The following is a 17,167-nucleotide window of genomic DNA, read 5'->3' as shown; positions in this document are numbered from 1 at the left end:
CCGTGGTCTCGGTCGCGCTCCTCGTCGCGGCCCTGTTCACCTCCGCCTGCGCCCTGGCGATGTTCGTGCCCCTGCCGGGGCTGTCCTACTCGCTCATGCTGGGGACATGGGGCCTCGCCGCCCTGACCGGTGTCGCCGTGGCGACCCTGTGCGCCGTCGTGGCCTGGAGACGGCGTCCGGACCGGGTGCGAGCCTGGGCGGCGGCGCTGCTGGCGTGCAGCCTCCTGGCCGTGGCCGCCGTGGCCGGCATCCAGGTCCGCTTCGCCCTGGCTCAGGGGGTCGTCCTGGACCCCTGGGCCTTGACCGGCATCGGCCAGACCGGATCGGCCCCGGACCTCGAGGAGACCTTCCTGTCCGACGACGCCTCCGACCAGGTCCTCCAGGCGGGGATCTGGCTGCCCCGGGACCCCGCCACCGGTGAGCCGGTCGAGGACCCCCAGGGCGCACCGGTGGTCGTCCTCCTGCACGGCGGCGGGTGGATGACCGGCGACCACCTCAACCCGATGACACGGGGTCAGGCCCACTGGCTCGCCGAGCAGGGCTACCTCGCCATCGCCCTCGACTACCCCCTGTCGACGCCGCGGCTGCAGACCTGGGAGCTCGCGCAGTCCCGGGTCGCCTGCGGCCTGGCCTGGGTGGGGACCAACGCGGCGCACTACGGCGGCGACCCAGGTCATCTGGCGCTCGTGGGGGACTCCGCCGGAGGCCACCTCGCCCTCGAGACCGCGACGCGCCAGGTGCTCGGCGCGGTCCGCTCGACCTGCGGAGGCAGGGTGCCCCAGATCGACGCGGTCTCGGTGACCTACCCCATCGCCGACCCGGTCGCCTTCCACGACAACTCCGATCTCGTCGTGTCCGGCTCCGTGCGCCTGCGCGCCCAGCGCTACACCGGCGGCAGCCCGCAGGAGGTCCCCGAGGTCTACGCGCAGATCGACCCGGTGGCCAGAATCGAGCAGATCGGCCGCATGGGCCTGGGTGACCGGTTGCCGCCGGTGCTCGTGGTCCACGGTGAGCAGGACCATGTCGTCCCCGTGACCGGGACCCGTGAGCTCGACGCCGCCCTCGCGGCTGCGGGGGCGAGCCACCGCTGCGTCGTCGTGCCCTACGCCGACCACGTCCTCGACCTCAACCCCGGCTCGGTGTCCTCCCAGCTGTGGCGCCACCTCACCCTGGACCTCCTCGAGCACGCGGGCATGGGGGCCTGAGCGGCGCGCCGGGCCCGCAGCACTCCTGCCGGGCGGCGCGCGCCCCCGCCGGTATCGTGAGGGGGGTGCACCTCAAGACGTTGACGATCAAGGGATTCAAGTCCTTCGCCTCGTCGACCACCCTGCGCCTCGAACCGGGTATCACCGCCGTCGTCGGCCCCAACGGCTCAGGGAAGTCCAACGTCGTCGACGCCCTGACCTGGGTCATGGGGGAGCAGGGGGCCAAGAACCTGCGGGGCGGGTCGATGGCCGACGTCATCTTCGCCGGGGCGGGCTCGCGGCCCGCCCTCGGGCGCGCCGAGGTCGCGCTGACCATCGACAACTCCGACGGCGCCCTGCCCATCGACTACACCGAGGTGACGATCAGCCGGACCCTGTTCCGTGGGGGAGGCAGCGAGTACCGCATCAACGGCTCGAGCTGTCGGCTCCTCGACGTCCAGGAGCTGCTCTCCGACACCGGGCTGGGCCGCCAGATGCACGTCGTGGTGGGACAGGGTCGTCTGGACGAGGTGCTGACAGCCACGCCCGAGGAGCGCAGGGGCTTCATCGAGGAGGCGGCCGGCGTGCTCAAGCACCGGCGTCGCAAGGAGCGGGCCCTGCGCAAGCTGGAGTCGATGGCCGCCGACCTGGCCCGGCTCACCGACCTGACCACCGAGCTGCGCCGCCAGCTGGGGCCCCTCGCGCGCCAGGCCGCGGTGGCGCGGCGGGCGCGCACGATCCAGATCGAGGTGCGTGACGCCACCGCACGGCTCCTGGCCGACGACGTCGTCCAAGCCATGTCGCTGCTCGAGGCGGGTGAGGAGGACAAGGCGGCCCTGGACAGGCGCCGCGGCGAGCTCGAGGAGGCCGAGCGGGTCGCACGGGCACGGCTGGCCGAGCTCACCGCCGCCCAGGCCTCGGGCTCTCAGCGCCTGTCGGAGGCCACCGCGACCTGGCAGGCGCTGACCGAGGCGGCGCAGTCCCTCGAGGCCCTGGCCGACGTCGCCGCCGAGAGGGTCCGCGGCCTGACGACCGCCCCCGCCCCCTCCCGGGGTGAGGACCCCGACGAGCTCGAGCGCCGTGCCCAGGAGGCCGCCGACACCGAGGCCGAGCTCGCCCAGGCGCTCGAGGAGGCGCGCACCGTCCTGGGTGATGCCGGACGCGCCCGGCAGCAGGCCGAGGAGGCCGAGGCCCAGGCCCAGGCAGCCCAGGCCACCCTCCAGCGACGTCAGGCCGAGCACCGCGAGACCCTCGCCCGCCTGGGCGGACGCCTGGCCTCGGCCAGGTCACGCCACGAGGCGGCCCAGGCCGCCCTCGACCAGGCCCGCGCCAGCCTCGACGCCGCCCAGGACCGGGCCAGTGCCGCGCGCGCCGCGCTCGAGGGGGCCGCCAGCCCGTCGCCGAGCACCGCCGGGCAGGGCCCCGAGCGCGCCGCCGCCGAGCACGAGGCCGCCACGACCGCGCTGGCCGAGGCCCGCCGGGCGGTGTCGGCCGCGACCGACGCCCGCAGGGAGGCCGCCTCGGACCGCGCCACCTGGACGGCCCGACGCGACACGCTCGCCTTGTCCCTGACCAGCCAGGACGCCACGGCGGAGCTCCTTGAGGCCGACATGCCCGGGGTGCGCCGCCCCGTCGCCGAGTCCGTGACGACCGCCCGGGGGTGGGAGAACGCCGTCGCCGCCCTCCTGGGCGAGCTGGCCGCCGGCGTCGTCGTCGAGGACACCGCCACCGCCGCGCGCGCCCTGGAGCACGCCCGCCACCGGGAGGCGGGCTCCTTGCGACTGCTCGTCGCGCAGGACCGCGGACCGCAGGACCCTGCGGCACCCTCGACGCTCCCGAGGGCCCGGCAGCCGCGGCCCCCCGTCGACGGCGCCCTGCCCGCGGCAGGGCTCGTGAGCACCGACGACCCGGGCCTGGGCCGCGCCCTGTCACTGCTGCTCGACGGCGCGTGGGTCGTCGCAGACCTGCCCGCCGCCCGCGCCCTGCGCGAGCTCGAGCCCGAGGCCGTCGTGGCCACCCGCGACGGAGACGTCCTGGCCCCCGCCTGGGCCCTGGGGTCCGGGCGGACGGGCGGGTCGGTGCTCGAGCTGGCCGCGGCCCACGAGGAGGCGTCGGTCGAGGCCGAGGCCGCCTCGCGTGCCGAGACCTCAGCCGACCTCGCCCTGGCCCAGGCGAGGGCGGCCGAGGACGAGGCCCGCCAGGTCGTGGCCCAGGCGCTGTCAGCCCTGCGCGCCGCGGACGCCCAGGCCGCTCGGCAGGCCGAGGAGACCGCTCGCCTGAGCTCGGCCGCCGAGGCTGCCGACGAGGAGCTGGGCAGGGCCCGCCGCGTCCTGGAGCGGGCCGAGTCCGAGCACCTCCAGCGGACCGCCGAGCTCGCCACGGCCTCGACCGCGCTGGCTCAGGTCGAGCACGACGGCCCCGAGGACGCCGGGCGGCACGACGCCCTCTCCGCACAGCTGGACAAGGCCGGCCGCGCCAGGGACGCGGCCGTCGAGGCCGCCCGGCTGGCCCGGGCCGAGGAGACCGAGGCCAGGCTCGCGCTGCGCACCGCCGAGGAGCGGGAGCGCTCGGCACGGGGGCGCTCAGGGTCGCTGCGGGCGGCGGCACGCCGCGAGCGCGAGCACCGCGCCGCCGCCGAGCGCGCCCTCAGGCGCCGCGAGGCGCACCTGGGAGCCGCGGCGTACGTGCGCGACCAGGCCCGTGGCGCTGCGACCACGGCCAGGACGTGGGTCGCGCAGGCCCAGGCCGAGCGCGAGCGGATCGAGGCCGAGCGAGCCGAGGCGATGAGCCTGGCGGGGCGCTCCCGGGAGGAGCTGGACGGGATCGTCGCCGACCTCGCCCGGCTCACCGACGCCGCCCACCGTGAGGAGATCGCCCGCGCTGAGGTGCGGATGCGCCTGGAGGCGCTGACCGACCGGGCGATGAGCGAGCTCGGTCTGGAGGTCGAGCCGCTCGTTGAGGAGTTCGGGCCGCATATGCCGGTCCCGGAGGTGGGCGCCGACGACCCCGAGGACGCTGAGGCCCCTGAGGCCCCGGAGGGCTCCGGGCCCTCCGGGGGCCGGCAGGGGCCGCCTGCGGGCGGGCGCCCCTTCGTGCGCGCCGAGCAGGACAGGCGCCTGGCGCGGGCCACGCGCGACCTGGCCCGCCTGGGCAAGGTCAACCCGCTCGCCCTCGAGGAGCACGCCGCCCTGGAGCAGCGCCATCAGTTCCTCGCCGAGCAGCTCAACGACCTCAAGGCCTCCAGGGCAGATCTCATGCGGATCGTCGAGGAGATCGACCAGCGCGTCCAGGAGGTCTTCACCAGCGCCTTCGCCGACACCGCCGCGCAGTTCGAGCAGGTCTTCGACCGGCTCTTCCCCGGGGGAGAGGGCAGGCTCGTGCTCACCGACCCCTCCTCGATGCTCACCACCGGCATCGAGATCGAGGCCCGGCCGGCCGGCAAGAAGGTCAAGCGCCTCTCGCTCCTGTCCGGGGGCGAGAGGTCCCTGGCCGCCGTCGCGCTGCTCGTGGCGATCTTCAAGGCCCGGCCCTCACCCTTCTACGTCATGGACGAGGTCGAGGCCGCCCTGGACGACACGAACCTGGGGCGGCTCCTGGAGATCTTCACCGAGCTGCGCGCCTCCAGCCAGATCATCATCATCACCCACCAGAAGCGCACGATGGAGGTGGCCGACGCCCTCTACGGCATCACGATGCGCGAGGGAGTGACGCAGGTCGTCAGCCAGCGCATCGCCCGGGGCCCGGAACCTGCTCACCCGGCTCACCCGGCTCACCCGGCTCACCCGGATCACTCAGACAGGTAGAGGTTGCTCACACCGCCAAGACACCGATGTGATGAGCGAAGGTGCGCTGTATGTGACGTCCGTGCAAGGAAATGCTCACATATGTGCAACACGACGTTGAAGGCCCTCGTTTACAAGCCGTATGAGGGGCACAATCTCATGCCATGGGTGCCATGCTTCTGCCTCTCGCCGTTGTGGTCCTCGTCGCGCTGGTCCTCCTGGCCGTGCTCGTCGCGGGCCGTTATCCCGTCTCCACGTGGCGCTCGGGCCTGCGCGGCCTGTCGCAGGCCGCCCGCGACTCCGCGGCCGAGGAGCCCGTCGAGGTCGTCCCGGTCGAGGTGAGGCTCGAGGACCTCATGACCAGGGACGGAGCCGAGGTCTACACCGGCACGGAGTCCTTCTCCGGCCTGGTCGACGTCGTCGAGAAGGCCATGGACAAGGCCGCGGACACCGCCGGGACGACCGCAGCCGCCGTGCGCCGTGGTCGGGCGGGAAGGACGCAGGCAGGTGCCGCGCCGGCCGCGCCCGTGGCTCCCGCGCCCGCCGAGCACACGCCGAGCGCACCGAGCGCCGCCTACCCCTGATCGACACCGGGGCCGGCCCCTGCGGACCCCGGCCGGCCCTGAGGCTCGTGCACCCCTGAGCCCCGGGCGCGAACCCCGGGACCCGCCCCCGGCTGATCGGGCATGATGGCGTCATGGACCCCATCCTCATCGTCCTCGCAGCCCTCGTCGTCCTGGCCGTCGTCGGCGGGATCTGGCTCCTCGCCGCCCGCCGGGGAGGCCAGCCGCCCCGTGACCTGAGCGCCCACGAGCCCACCACCCCTGAGGACGTCCTGCCCGCGCCCCCGCACGGTGGAGAGGCGGAGCCCACGGAGCCCTCCCAGGGCGCGGCGCCCCCGGAGGACGGCGAGCAGGCGCCTGCCACCGCGACCCTCGAGCAGCCCGAGTCCATCCCCGGGCGGATGCAGCGCCTGCGGGCCCGCCTGGCAGGATCGGGGGGCTTCGGCCGGGCGATCCTGTCGGTGCTCTCGCGCGGGGACCTCACCGAGGCCGACTGGGAGGAGATCGAGGACACCCTGCTCACCTCCGACCTCGGGCTCGAGATCACCACCGGTCTCATGGACGGGCTGCGCACCCAGGCCAAGGTGCTTGACACCACCGACCCCGCGGCCGTGCGTGCCGTGCTGCGCACCGAGCTGCTCGCCCTCGTCGACCCGACGATGGACAGGTCCTTGACCCTCGACCGGCCCGAGCCCGCCTCCGGCTGGGACGCCCAGGCCGACGGAGCCCCGGCGGCCGCGGTCCTCATGGTCGGGGTCAACGGGACCGGGAAGACGACGACCTGCGGCAAGCTCGCCCGCGTCCTGGTCGCCCAGGACCGCAGCGTCGTCATGGGCGCCGCCGACACCTTCCGCGCCGCGGCCGCCGAGCAGCTGACGACCTGGGGCGAGCGCGTGGGGGTCGAGGTCGTCCGCTCCGACAAGGAGGGCGCCGACCCCGCCTCGGTGGCCTACGACGCCGCGCGGGCGGCTGCCGCCCAGGGGCGCGACGTCGTCCTGGTCGACACCGCCGGGCGCCTGCAGAACAAGGCGGGCCTCATGGACGAGCTGGGCAAGATCAAGCGGGTCATGGAGAAGATCGCCCCCGTCGGGGAGGTCCTCCTCGTCCTGGACGCCACGACCGGCCAGAACGGGATGAGGCAGGCCCAGGTCTTCTCCGAGGCGGTCGGCATCACCGGCGTCGTGCTCACCAAGATGGACGGCACCGCCAAGGGCGGGATCGTCGTGACCGTGCAGAAGGAGCTCGGCGTGCCCGTCAAGCTCGTCGGGCTGGGCGAGGGCGCCGACGACCTGGCCCCCTTCGACCCCGAGGCCTTCGTCGACGCCCTCCTGGCCTGAGCCCTCTCACACGCCGACAACACGCCCGAAACGCCCCCGACCCACGGGAAACACCGCCGTCACGCCCGGCCCCGGGGCGACACCGGCACGTGACACGGGCGTCGTCCCCAGCCAACACCGAGGTCCTTGACTGTCCTTCGTGCGAACCCCGTCGCACACTCAGAAGGGAGTTCTCATGGCCCTCGACACCGGAGCCACGGCGTGGATGCTCATGAGCGCGTCGCTCGTGCTCCTCATGACCATCCCGGCGCTCGCCCTGTTCTACGGAGGCATGAGCCGGTCCACCTCGGTGCTCAACATGATGATGATGTCCTTCGGCGCCACCGGAGTGATCGGCGTCCTGTACGTCCTGTACGGGTGGTCGATGTCCTACGGAGGAACCGATATCGGCGGCATCGTCGCCGACCCCGTCTCCCAGGCGGGGCTGCACGGGACGATGCTCGACGGCTCGGGCCGCTTCGTCCTGGACGACTACGGCGTCCCGGTCATCGTCGGGGTCGCCTTCCAGATGACCTTCGCGGTCATCACGGTGGCCCTCATCTCCGGGGCCGTCGCCGACCGGACCCGCTTCGGGGCGTGGATGACCTTCGTGCCCCTGTGGGTCACGCTCGCCTACTTCCCGATGGCCCACATGGTCTGGGGAGGCGGCGCCCTGTCCGCGCACGGCTGGTTCGGGTCGATCGCCGCGCCCATCGACTTCGCGGGAGGCACCGTGGTCCACGTCAACGCGGGCGTCGCGGGCTTCTTCCTGGCCGTGGCCGTCGGACGGCGCCGCGGCTTCGGCACCCGGCCGATGCGCCCGCACAACCTGCCGATGACGATGACGGGCGCGGGCCTGCTGTGGATTGGCTGGTTCGGCTTCAACGCCGGCTCGGCCTTCACGGCCGACGGCAACGCCGGCCTGGCCTGGGTCAACACGACGGCGGCGACCTGCGCGGCCATGCTCGGCTGGCTCCTCGTCGAGCGCCTGCGCGACGGGCGGGCCACCAGCCTGGGCGCCGCCTCGGGAGTCGTCGCCGGCCTGGTCGGCATCACCCCGGCCGCCGGCTCGGTCACCCCGGTGGGGGCCCTCGTCCTGGGAGCGCTGGTCGGTGCTCTGTGCGCCTGCGCGGTCGGCCTGAAGTACCGCCTCGGGTACGACGACTCCCTCGACGTCGTCGGCGTCCACCTCGTGGGGGGCCTGGCCGGCACCGTCCTGGTCGGACTGCTGGCGAAGGACACCGGGCTGCTCTACGGGCACGGACCCGCCCAGCTCGTCGTCCAGGTCCTCGTGGCCGCCGTGGCCGTCGTCGTCAGCCTCGTCATGACGGCGCTGTGCTGGGTCGTCGTCGACAGGATCGGCCCGGGCTGGAGGCTGAGCGCCGACGCCGAGCACATGGGCGCCGACAAGGCCGAGCACTCCGAGTCCGCCTACGAGTCCCTGACAGCCGGCCGCCTGGCCACCGTCCTGCCGCGCCGGGACCACGCCCCGGCACCCTCGCCCACGACCAAGGAGGCCTGAGCCATGAAGCTCATCACCGCCATCATCCAGCCCTACCAGCTCGACAACGTGACGACGGCCCTCGACGCGGCCGGGCTGCACGGGGTGACCGTCTCGGAGGCCCAGGGCGCAGGCCGCCAGAAGGGGCACACCGAGGTCTACCGCGGAGCCGAGTACCAGGTCGACTACGTCCCCAAGCTGCGCGTCGAGGTACTCACCACCGACGCCGACGCACAGGCGGCCCTGGCCGCGGTCGCGCAGGCGGCCCGTTCGGGGCGCATCGGCGACGGGAAGATCTGGGTGACCCCGGTCGAGGAGGTCGTCCGGGTGCGCACCGGTGAGAGGGGCGAGGCCGCGCTATGAGCCGACGGCCGCCCGCCCCGCTCACGCCCCGGCAGGCGGCGCAGGCCCGCCCCCGGCCCGGTCCCTGGACCCCCCAGGCCGGCCGGGGGTGGCGGCGCCGGCTCAGCTCCGACCTCGAGAGCTCCCTGAGCGCGCTGTGGGCCAGGGCCCTGGCCCAGGTCGGCCTCGTCGACGACGGCGCAGCCGGCCACGCCGTCGTCCCCGGGCTGGCGCTGGCCGCCGTCGGGTCCCTGGCCAGGCGCGAGGCCGGACCCGCCTCCGACCTCGACCTCGTGCTCCTCCACGACCGGGCGGGGCCCGGGGCGAGGGCCACCGGCGGCGACGTCGCCACGGTGGCCTCGCTGGCCGAGAACCTGTGGTACCCGCTGTGGGACGCGGGCGTCAGCCTCGACCACTCGGTGCGCACCGTCGAGGAGGTCCGCGAGGTCGCCGGCCGGGACCTGCCCGCCGCCGTCGGCATGCTCGACCTGCGGCACCTCGCCGGAGACCCCGGTCTCACAGGACGGTGCGCCACCGTCCTGCTGGCCGACTGGAGGCGGGCGACCCGCACGCGCCTGCCCGAGCTCGCCACGCGCCCCCCGGGCGCCCCCGACGCGCTCGCGGCCGCCCAGGAGGCGCTCGGGCAGGGGCCCGCGGCACTCCGGAGGCTGGCCAGGCTCTGGCTGCTCACCGAGGCCGACGCGCGGGCCACCGGGCCGCGGGCGTGGAGCGCGGTGCGCGCCCAGGTCATCGCCCGCGCGACCGCGGGCCTGGCCCGCGGCCTGGGTGCGGACCAGGGGACGGGGGAGCGCAGGGGGCCCAGGTGAGTCCTGTCGGCTTGAACGCGCCGACAGGGCCGGTGGCCCCGCGGCGCGGGCCCGCGCGTGAGGGTCGGCACGCGCCCTCGCACTGGGCGCGGGGTCAGGCACCGGTATCCTGAGCGGCAGCACTGCCCACGGCGGCCCGGGGGACCCCGCCGTCGAACCCGGCGCCACCGGGCGCCCAGGAAGGACCACGCGTGTTCGGCAACCTCTCCGACCGGCTCACCGCCTCCTTCAGCTCGCTGCGCGGCAAGGGCCGCCTGACCGACGCAGACATCGACGCCACCGTCTCCGAGATCCGCCGTGCGCTGCTCGAGGCCGACGTCGCCCTGCCGGTCGTGCGCTCCTTCACCGCCGCGGTGCGGGAGAAGGCCAAGGACGCCGCCCGCTCCCAGGCCCTCAACCCCGCCCAGCAGGTCATCAAGATCGTCAACGACGAGCTCATCGAGGTCCTGGGAGGACAGTCCCGCGAGATCAGCTGGGCGGAGCGCGGCCCGACGGTCATCATGCTCGCCGGCCTCCAGGGCGCCGGTAAGACGACGCTGGCCGGAAAGCTCGGCCGGTGGCTGCGCGACCAGGGCAAGCGCGTCCTCCTCGTCGCCTCCGACCTCCAGCGGCCCAACGCGGTCACCCAGCTGAGCGTCGTGGCCGAGCGTGCCGGGGTGCACGTGTGGGCCCCTGAGCCCGGCAACGGGGTGGGGGACCCGGTGGCGGTGGCCCGCTCCGGCGTCGAGCGGGGACGCAGCCACGGCTACGACGTCGTCGTGGTCGACACCGCTGGGCGCCTGGGCGTCGACGCCGAGATGATGGACCAGGCGATCCGCATCCGTGACGCGGTGTCCCCCCACGAGATCCTCTTCGTCCTGGACGCCATGGTGGGCCAGGACGCCGTCAACACCTCGGTGGCCTTCCGTGACGGGGTGGGCTTCACGGGTGTCGTGCTGTCCAAGCTCGACGGCGACGCCCGCGGTGGCGCCGCCCTGTCGGTGCGGGGGGTGACCGGGGCCCCGGTCCTGTTCTCCTCGACCGGCGAGGGCCTGACGGACTTCGAGCGCTTCCACGCCGACCGCATGGCCTCGCGCATCCTCGACATGGGCGACCTGCTCACCCTCATCGAGCAGGCCCAGCGCACCTTCGACGAGAAGGAGGCCGAGGACGCCGCCGCCAAGCTCGCCTCCGGGGAGTTCACCCTCGAGGACTTCCTGTCCCAGCTGCGCCAGCTGCGCAAGATGGGGTCGATGAAGAAGATGCTCGGCATGCTGCCGGGCATGGGCCAGATGCGCGAGGCCCTCGAGGCCTTCGACGAGCGCGAGGTCGACCGCATCGAGGCGATCGTGTGCTCGATGACCCCTGCCGAGCGCCGCGACCTGTCCATCCTCAACGGCTCGCGCCGCTCACGCATCGCCAAGGGATCGGGTACCTCCGTCCAGGCCGTCAACGAGCTCGTCACCCGTTTCGAGGGCGCCAAGAAGATGATGGAGGCCATGGCCGCCGGTGGCCTCGACGGCGGGGGCATGCCGGGGATGGGGTCGCTGCCCTCGACGGGCAAGCGCGCCAAGGCGCGCCAGGCGCCCAAGGCCAAGCAGGGCAAGGGCGGCAGGAAGGGGCGCAGCGGCAACCCGGCCAAGGCGGCCCGTCAGGCCAGGGAGTCCAGGGAGACCTCTCGCCAGAGCACGCAGGCCGCCGCCCCGGCGCCGGGGGCCTCCTTCGGGCTGGGCGCCTCGCAGGGCACCTCGCAGGCCGGCTCCTACGGCATCATGCCCGAGCAGAGCGCCCCCCAGGCCCCGGCGGTCGACGAGGTCGCCGAGGCGATGGACGCCCTGCCCGAGGACCTGCGCCGCCGCCTCGGCCTGTAACCCGTCGGACCGGTCCCGCCCCTCCCCGCGAGATCGGGACTTATGACACCGCGAGATCGGGGGAAGTGGCACCTCGAGATCGGGGGAAGTGGCACCTCGAGATCGCCGCATCCGGTCCGTCCCGAGGCAGTCGCGGCGGTGCTCGGCAGGCACGAGGACACCTTGGCGGCTGCCCCGCCAGGCGGGGCAGCCGCCGCAGGATCCCGGCTCAGGACCTGCTTCGGGCTGCCACCCGTCTGCCGGACAGGGCAGAGACGAGAACGGCGAGGCCCCCGATGAGCAGGGACACGACGTTGATGACCACCCACCTCTCCGGGTAGGCCGCGGCCGCCTCGACCCAGCCCCAGGGCGCGAGGACCCACAACCGGGTGCCGACGAGAACCTCGTTGCCGGCGACGACCGCGCCGCACAGGAACGCGGCCACGCCCACGACGATCGGGGTCGCCAGCCCGGTGACCTGCGCGAGCACGTGGGCGATCGCTGCGAGCATGAAGCACACGCACGGCATGACGAGCAGGGCGTAGACGGCCCCGGACAGGGCTCCGACCCCGGGGGCCGAGCGCAGCAGGGGCGCGCCCCAGACCGCAGCCGTCCAGGCAGGTACGAGCGCGATGAGCAGAAGCACCTTGACCCATGCCAGGGACGCGGCCGTCAGGGCCACGGGCCGGGCACGCAGCACGAGTGCGCGCCATGACTGCGCCTGAGCGCTCCACGAGGTGATCCCGGCGACCCAGGCCGCCGTCGGCGCCCCCGCCAGGGTGAACAGGTTGAGCGAGTACGACGCCGGGTAGACGACGTTGACGACGCCGGTCAGCGTCACGAGCACGAGCCCCAGAGCGCCCCAGACGCTCCAGGGCAGGGAGGTGCCGACGGCCAGCGCCACCGAACGCCGTGCGGGCGAGGCGGCCGGTGCCGCGGACAACGCGCTCGGGGGTGACTCTGCGTGGATCGAGGTCACGTGCGTGGCGTCGGCCGTCAGGGCCGACGGCGGGACGGACACCCGCGACGCCCACCGGCCTCGGATCCCGCCTCGGCAGGCGGCGGGGCGACGTCGGGCTCCTGCCAGGGCGCTGAACGCCCCCAGCGTCCCGAGGGTGGCCGTCAGGAGGACACCGGGCAGGATCGGGTAGTGCCACACCGGGGAGCCGGGCTCAAGGGAGAGGTTGTTGCCGTGCACGCCCAGCAGCGGCAGGACGGGCCGGACCGCCCAGGTCCAGGGCTCGGTCCACCAGCTCGCCGACTCGGCCCGTACCGCGCCCGCCACAGACCAGCACAGTGCCGCCGTCGGCACCAGTCCCACGGCCACGCCCCCGAGCCGTTGGCCGATCGCCAGTCCCCAGAAACCTGCCGAGCTGACGGCCACCGTCATGACAGCCATGAAGGCGAGGTAACGCGGCCAGGGCCCCAGGCCGTGCCCGCGGGCGAGCGCGTCGGCCACCACCGGTCCCATGAGCAAGACCTGGCTCAGCACGGCGGAGGCGGCGATGACCGTCAGCCGTGCCGCGATCCTCTGCCCGGGCCCCACCGCCCTCCAGGCGGTCCCGCCCTCGCGCAGGCGCTGCTCGCGCCAGGCCGTCATCGCCCCGACGAGGGCGCCCATGGGCAGCGCGAAGGCGGTCGGGTAGGAGCCCATCCACGCCATGACCCCGTCGTTCCAGCCCTCGGCCGTACGGGCCGTGTGCGCGATGAACAGCGCCTGCGCGGAGAACAGAGCCACCGCGAGGGGAACCCCCCACGTGGCTGTTCGGCGGGTTCGGAGCATCTCGGCGCGCAGGAGCGCGCCCGTCCCGACCGGCCTCCCCTGCCGGACCTCTCGACGTCCGTGGCGTGCGAGCAGCGCGCTCATCGTCCTGCCCCCTGCGCGGTGACCGCCTCGAGGAACGCGGCCTCGAGGTCCTGCTCCTCAGCGAAGTACTCGAGCGGTCCCTCGAAGACCATGCGCCCGCCCACGAGGACGCCGATGTCGTCGCAGGTCCGTGCCATCTCGCCCAGGACGTGGCTGGAGACGATGACCGTGCGTCCCTGGGCGGCCAGGTCGCGCAGCGTCCTGCGCAGGTCGATGACCCCCTGGGGGTCCAGTCCGTTGCCGGGCTCATCGAGGATGAGGACCTCCTGGTCGCCCAGCAGCGCCTGAGCCAGAGCCAGGCGCATCTTCATCCCGGTGGAGAAGGCCCTCACGTGCTTGCGTCCGACGTCGGGCAGCCCGACGTGCTCGAGCAGGGGAGCGATGACCCGGGGCGAGGTGCCGGTGAGATGGCAGTGGATGCGCAGATTCGTTCTCGCGCTCAGCTGGGGGTAGAAGGCGGGACCGTTGACGCAGGCGCCGATGTGGGCCAGGCTCGCCCGGCTCAGCGGGGAGCCGAGGACCTCGACTCTGCCGGCGTCTGGGCGCAGAAGACCCAGGGCGATGTTGAAGGTCGTCGACTTGCCCGCCCCGTTGGGGCCGAGAAGCCCGTAGACGCGGCCGGGTCGGGCCGACAGCGACAGCCCGGACAGGACCTGTCTGCTGCCCAGGCGGATGGAGACGTCGTGCAGCGCCAGTCCCGGGGCGACCGAGCCGTGCACGGTTGCGAGATGTGATGTGCTCATGACCCCAGGCTGCAGTCGGGTGCAGGCGGATCGGATCCCCACTGGGGATACTGCCTTGCCTCCTCCCTCAGGAGGAGGGGCCGGCGCTTGCTCCCGGTCCCGGCCCGAGCTGCCCGGTCGCTGCGCCGTGCCGGGGTCGGCTCACAGCGGCCGGTCCTCGTGCGGGTCAGGGCCCTCGGGACGGATGACGCCGGTGGAGAAGGCCCGGACGATGAGCTCGACCCGGTTGCGGCAGCCGGTGCGTCCCAGCACGGTCTTGAGGTGGCTTTTGACCGTGGACTCCGCGATGTACAGCCGCGAGGCGATCTGGGCGTTCGTCAGCCCCTGGCACACAAGAAGGAGGATCGCGTGCTCGCGCCCGGTCAGCCTCTCGCCGGGCAGCAGGAAGTCCGTGGGAACGGCGCCACGGGGTTCGGCTTCGGCTGGTTGTGGTGCGGTGGCCTCCGGCGTGCTGGCCTTCCCTGCTGAACGAGGCCGGTCGTCTGTCCCGTCAGGCTCAAGAGCCCGCAGGACGGACGGCGTGACGGCTGGGTCGAGCCAGGCTTTGCCCCTGCCGACGGCGCGGACCGCGGCGAACAGGGTGTCGGGCTCGGCGTCCTTGAGGAGGAAGCCCGAGGCGCCCGCGCGCAAGGAGGCCAGGACGAGGTCCTCGTCCTGGAAGGTCGTCAGCATGAGCACCCGGGGAACCGGGCAGGCGCCCAGGGCGCCCCCTTCATCACCCTGCCTCCGGCTGAGCAGCGCACGGGTGGCGGCCACGCCGTCGAGCACCGGCATGCGAATGTCCATGAGGACGACGTCGGCTCCCCGGCCGCTGCTGCCTGCGGCCCGCAGTCCCTCCAGGGCCTGGGCGCCGTCGGCTGCGGTGAGGACGACCTCCATGTCCTGGCGGGAGCTGATGAGCGCGCTGAGGGCGGATACGAGCAGGGGCTGGTCGTCGACGACGGCGACCCTCAGGGTCTTTCCGGGACCGCTCATGATCACCGGCCCTCCTCGGCGCTGCGCGCTCCGTCAGTCGGGGCGGCGGGTGGAGCAGTCGGGGCGGTGCCGGGCTGGAGGGCGCCGTCGTGGATCGGGAAGGCCGCCCTGAGGACGAAGCGCTCCTCGCCGTCGACCTGTTGGGTACCGGCCTCCAGGGTCCCGGAGGCCAGACGCAGCCGTTCGGCCAGTCCTGTCAGGCCGGTGCCGTGGCGCTCCGAGGACGGCGCCCCCTGGCCTGCCGGGGTGTTGCTCAGCTCGAGGGTGCACCAGCCGGGGGTCGTGGTGACGGTCAGGTGGGCCCTGTCGCCGCCGTGGCGCACCGCGTTGGCCAGTCCTTCAGCCAGGACACGGCTGAGGGTGAGGCGTTCGACGGCCGTCCAGCTGTTGTTCCACGCGCGCAGCTCGTCGTCACCGGGAATCTCCGCCTCCAGCCGCAGTCCCGTCGCGCGCGCCTGGTCGACCAGCCGGGGCAGGGCGCTCAGGTCGGCGGGCGGTGCCTGCTGGGACCCGCGTGCCGGGTCGCGCAGGAGCCTGACGAACTCGCGCACGGACTCCAGGGAGACGCTCGATGCCTGGTGGATCGCCGTGAGGGCGTGCCGCATCTGCTCCTCACCGCCGAGGGTCAGGCCCGTGGAGGCCTGGACCTTGACGACCGTCAGGGAGTGGCCCACGAGGTCGTGCAGCTCGCGAGCGATGCTCAGGCGCTCGGCGACGGCGGCCTCAGTGGCTGCCTGCCGTGCGGCCGCCTCCACGGCGCTGTCGCGCTCCTCCGCACTGCGGCGGGAGGAGGCGGCTGCGAGGTAGGCGCCCGTCACGACAAGCGCGCAGGCGGTGGAGAACAGCAGCGTCCCGCCGCCGGTCACCGGGCCGGCGCCGGTGCGCGACGCCCTGAGCAGGACCGGGTTGAGGACAGAGCCGCACAGGGCCAGGAGCAGCCCGCCGGTTCCCCAACGGCGGTCGGGTGCCCAGCGGGTGACGGCGTACAGGGAGGTCGGTGCCGTCACGAGGATCGGGGAGACCCCCAGGTTGACGGGGGACAGCCAGATGAGCACCGCCAGACCGGCCAGGGCAGCGTAGGTGAGCAGGAAGGACATGCGGACCCGCAGGTGGCGCAGCGGCTGGGCCGCGACGATGAGGGTGGTGAGTACCGTCTCGGCGAGGTAGGCGGGGTGCGGCCCCCACTGCACGACGACGTGGAGGTCGACGAGCAGGACGAGCAGGCCCAGGAGAGTCAGGAGGACGTCGCCCAGGGGCACGGTCCGTCGAGAGGAGCCGACCACGAGGCGGCAGTGACCGCGCCAGTCCAGGGCCGAGGGCGGTGTGGTGCGCCTGGGTCCCGAGATGCTGCGGTCCACGGCGCGGGACCGCCCGTCGGCGTCGTCAGCGCACATGGGGCCACGATAGGGCAGGTGATCTCGCCGGCCGCCACTGAGAACAGGTCGTGACAGGCAGGTCCGGTTGTCCAGGTGGTCCGCTTTCCCCGATCTCGAGGTGCCATATGTCCCGATCTCGAGGTGCCATAAGTCCCGATCTCGCGAGGGGGAGGGGGAGGAGTGAGGAGGAGTGAGCAGGGGTGAGGAGGGGTGAGGCGGGCTGGGGGGCTCAGAGCCAGCCGTTGGTCTCGGCGGTGCGGGCCGCCTCGACCCGGTTGTGCGCGTGGGTCTTGGCGATCGCGCTCGACAGGTAGTTGCGCACGGTCCCCTCACCCAGGTGGAGGGCGCCCGCGATCCGCGGGGCGTCCATTCCCTGGCCGGCCAGGCGCAGGACCTCGCGCTCCCGGGCGGTCAGGGGGTTGGGGCCCAGCAGCACCGACTCCTGGGCCAGCTCGGGGTCGATGACCCGCAGCCCGGCGTGCACCTTGCGGACCGCCTCGGCGAGCTCGCCAGGGGGAGTGTCCTTGACGAGGAAGCCGCTGGCTCCGACCTCGATCGCCCGGGACAGGTACCCCGGGCGCCCGAAGGTCGTCACGATGAGGCTGCGGCAGCCGCCGCCTCCCGGGGTGCGCAGGGCGGCGATGCGCTCGGCCGCCCACAGCCCGTCGCCGTCGGGCATCTCGATGTCGAGCAGCGCGACGTCGACCCCACCGGCGGCCACCCGCTCGACCGCCTCCCGTCCGGTGCCGGCCTGGGCCACGACGGCGAGGTCGGCCTCCAAGGACAGCAGGGTCGCCAGCGCCCCGCGCACAAGCGCCTGGTCGTCGGCCAGGAGCAGCCGGATCCCGCCCGGCTCCTGGCT

13 protein-coding genes are annotated in these 17,167 nt (G+C 74.0%); 8 read left to right on the top strand and 5 right to left on the bottom strand.

Annotated features, from left to right (window positions below):
- Positions 1-2: 2 nt before the first annotated feature.
- The 8 genes from EL245_RS04035 (at position 3) to ffh (ending at position 11,365) form a co-directional block, all read left to right on the top strand.
- Positions 3-1,205 carry an alpha/beta hydrolase gene (locus tag EL245_RS04035; protein ID WP_126381971.1) on the top strand — a complete coding sequence of 401 codons (1,203 nt, stop codon included), beginning with the start codon at positions 3-5 and terminating at the stop codon, positions 1,203-1,205.
- A gap of 65 nt (positions 1,206-1,270) precedes the next feature.
- Positions 1,271-4,987, top strand: coding sequence for a chromosome segregation protein SMC (gene smc, locus EL245_RS04030; protein ID WP_126381970.1), 3,717 nt, complete (start codon positions 1,271-1,273; stop codon positions 4,985-4,987).
- 143 nt (positions 4,988-5,130) lie between these two features.
- Positions 5,131-5,550 carry a hypothetical protein gene (locus EL245_RS04025; protein WP_232009861.1) on the top strand — a complete coding sequence of 140 codons (420 nt, stop codon included), beginning with the start codon at positions 5,131-5,133 and terminating at the stop codon, positions 5,548-5,550.
- A 113-nt stretch (positions 5,551-5,663) separates the two neighbouring features.
- Positions 5,664-6,866: a signal recognition particle-docking protein FtsY gene (gene ftsY / locus EL245_RS04020; protein WP_126381969.1), complete on the top strand. Its 1,203-nt coding sequence runs from the start codon at positions 5,664-5,666 to the stop codon at positions 6,864-6,866.
- A 175-nt stretch (positions 6,867-7,041) separates the two neighbouring features.
- On the top strand, positions 7,042-8,367 hold the full coding sequence (locus EL245_RS04015; protein WP_126381968.1) for an ammonium transporter: 1,326 nt from the start codon (positions 7,042-7,044) through the stop codon (positions 8,365-8,367).
- Between the two features lie 3 nt (positions 8,368-8,370).
- Positions 8,371-8,709: a P-II family nitrogen regulator gene (locus EL245_RS04010; protein ID WP_126381967.1), complete on the top strand. Its 339-nt coding sequence runs from the start codon at positions 8,371-8,373 to the stop codon at positions 8,707-8,709.
- Positions 8,706-9,515 (top strand): hypothetical protein, encoded by an 810-nt coding sequence (locus EL245_RS04005; protein ID WP_126381966.1) that lies wholly within the window; start codon positions 8,706-8,708, stop codon positions 9,513-9,515. The genes EL245_RS04010 and EL245_RS04005 overlap by 4 nt, the downstream gene beginning before the upstream one ends.
- A 191-nt stretch (positions 9,516-9,706) precedes the next feature.
- Positions 9,707-11,365: a signal recognition particle protein gene (ffh, locus tag EL245_RS04000; RefSeq protein WP_126381965.1), complete on the top strand. Its 1,659-nt coding sequence runs from the start codon at positions 9,707-9,709 to the stop codon at positions 11,363-11,365.
- A 208-nt stretch (positions 11,366-11,573) separates the two neighbouring features.
- Here ffh and EL245_RS03995 read toward each other — a convergent pair whose 3' ends face one another.
- The 5 genes from EL245_RS03995 to EL245_RS03975 all read right to left on the bottom strand — a co-directional run bounded on the left by EL245_RS03995 (position 11,574) and on the right by EL245_RS03975 (position 17,149).
- Complete coding sequence (locus tag EL245_RS03995; RefSeq protein WP_161512716.1) at positions 11,574-13,211, bottom strand: ABC-2 family transporter permease; 1,638 nt, start codon at positions 13,209-13,211, stop codon at positions 11,574-11,576.
- Positions 13,208-13,954, bottom strand: a complete 747-nt coding sequence (locus EL245_RS03990; RefSeq protein WP_126381963.1) for an ABC transporter ATP-binding protein — start codon at positions 13,952-13,954, stop codon at positions 13,208-13,210. The genes EL245_RS03995 and EL245_RS03990 overlap by 4 nt, the downstream gene beginning before the upstream one ends.
- A gap of 141 nt (positions 13,955-14,095) precedes the next feature.
- A complete protein-coding gene (locus EL245_RS03985) occupies positions 14,096-14,929 on the bottom strand; it encodes a response regulator transcription factor (RefSeq protein ID WP_126381962.1) in 834 nt (277 codons plus the stop codon).
- 2 nt (positions 14,930-14,931) lie between these two features.
- A complete protein-coding gene (locus EL245_RS03980; protein ID WP_126381961.1) occupies positions 14,932-16,323 on the bottom strand; it encodes a sensor histidine kinase in 1,392 nt (463 codons plus the stop codon).
- Positions 16,324-16,534: 211 nt separating this feature from the next.
- Entirely contained in the window at positions 16,535-17,149 is a 615-nt protein-coding gene (locus tag EL245_RS03975; protein WP_126384005.1) for a response regulator transcription factor, read from the bottom strand.
- Positions 17,150-17,167: the final 18 nt, after the last annotated feature.

This window comes from Actinomyces howellii (genome assembly GCF_900637165.1).
In the GTDB taxonomy this organism is placed as follows: Bacteria; Actinomycetota; Actinomycetes; order Actinomycetales; family Actinomycetaceae; genus Actinomyces; species Actinomyces howellii.
Note: the sequence above shows the minus strand (reverse complement) of the source record. Positions and strands in the feature narration are given on the sequence as shown.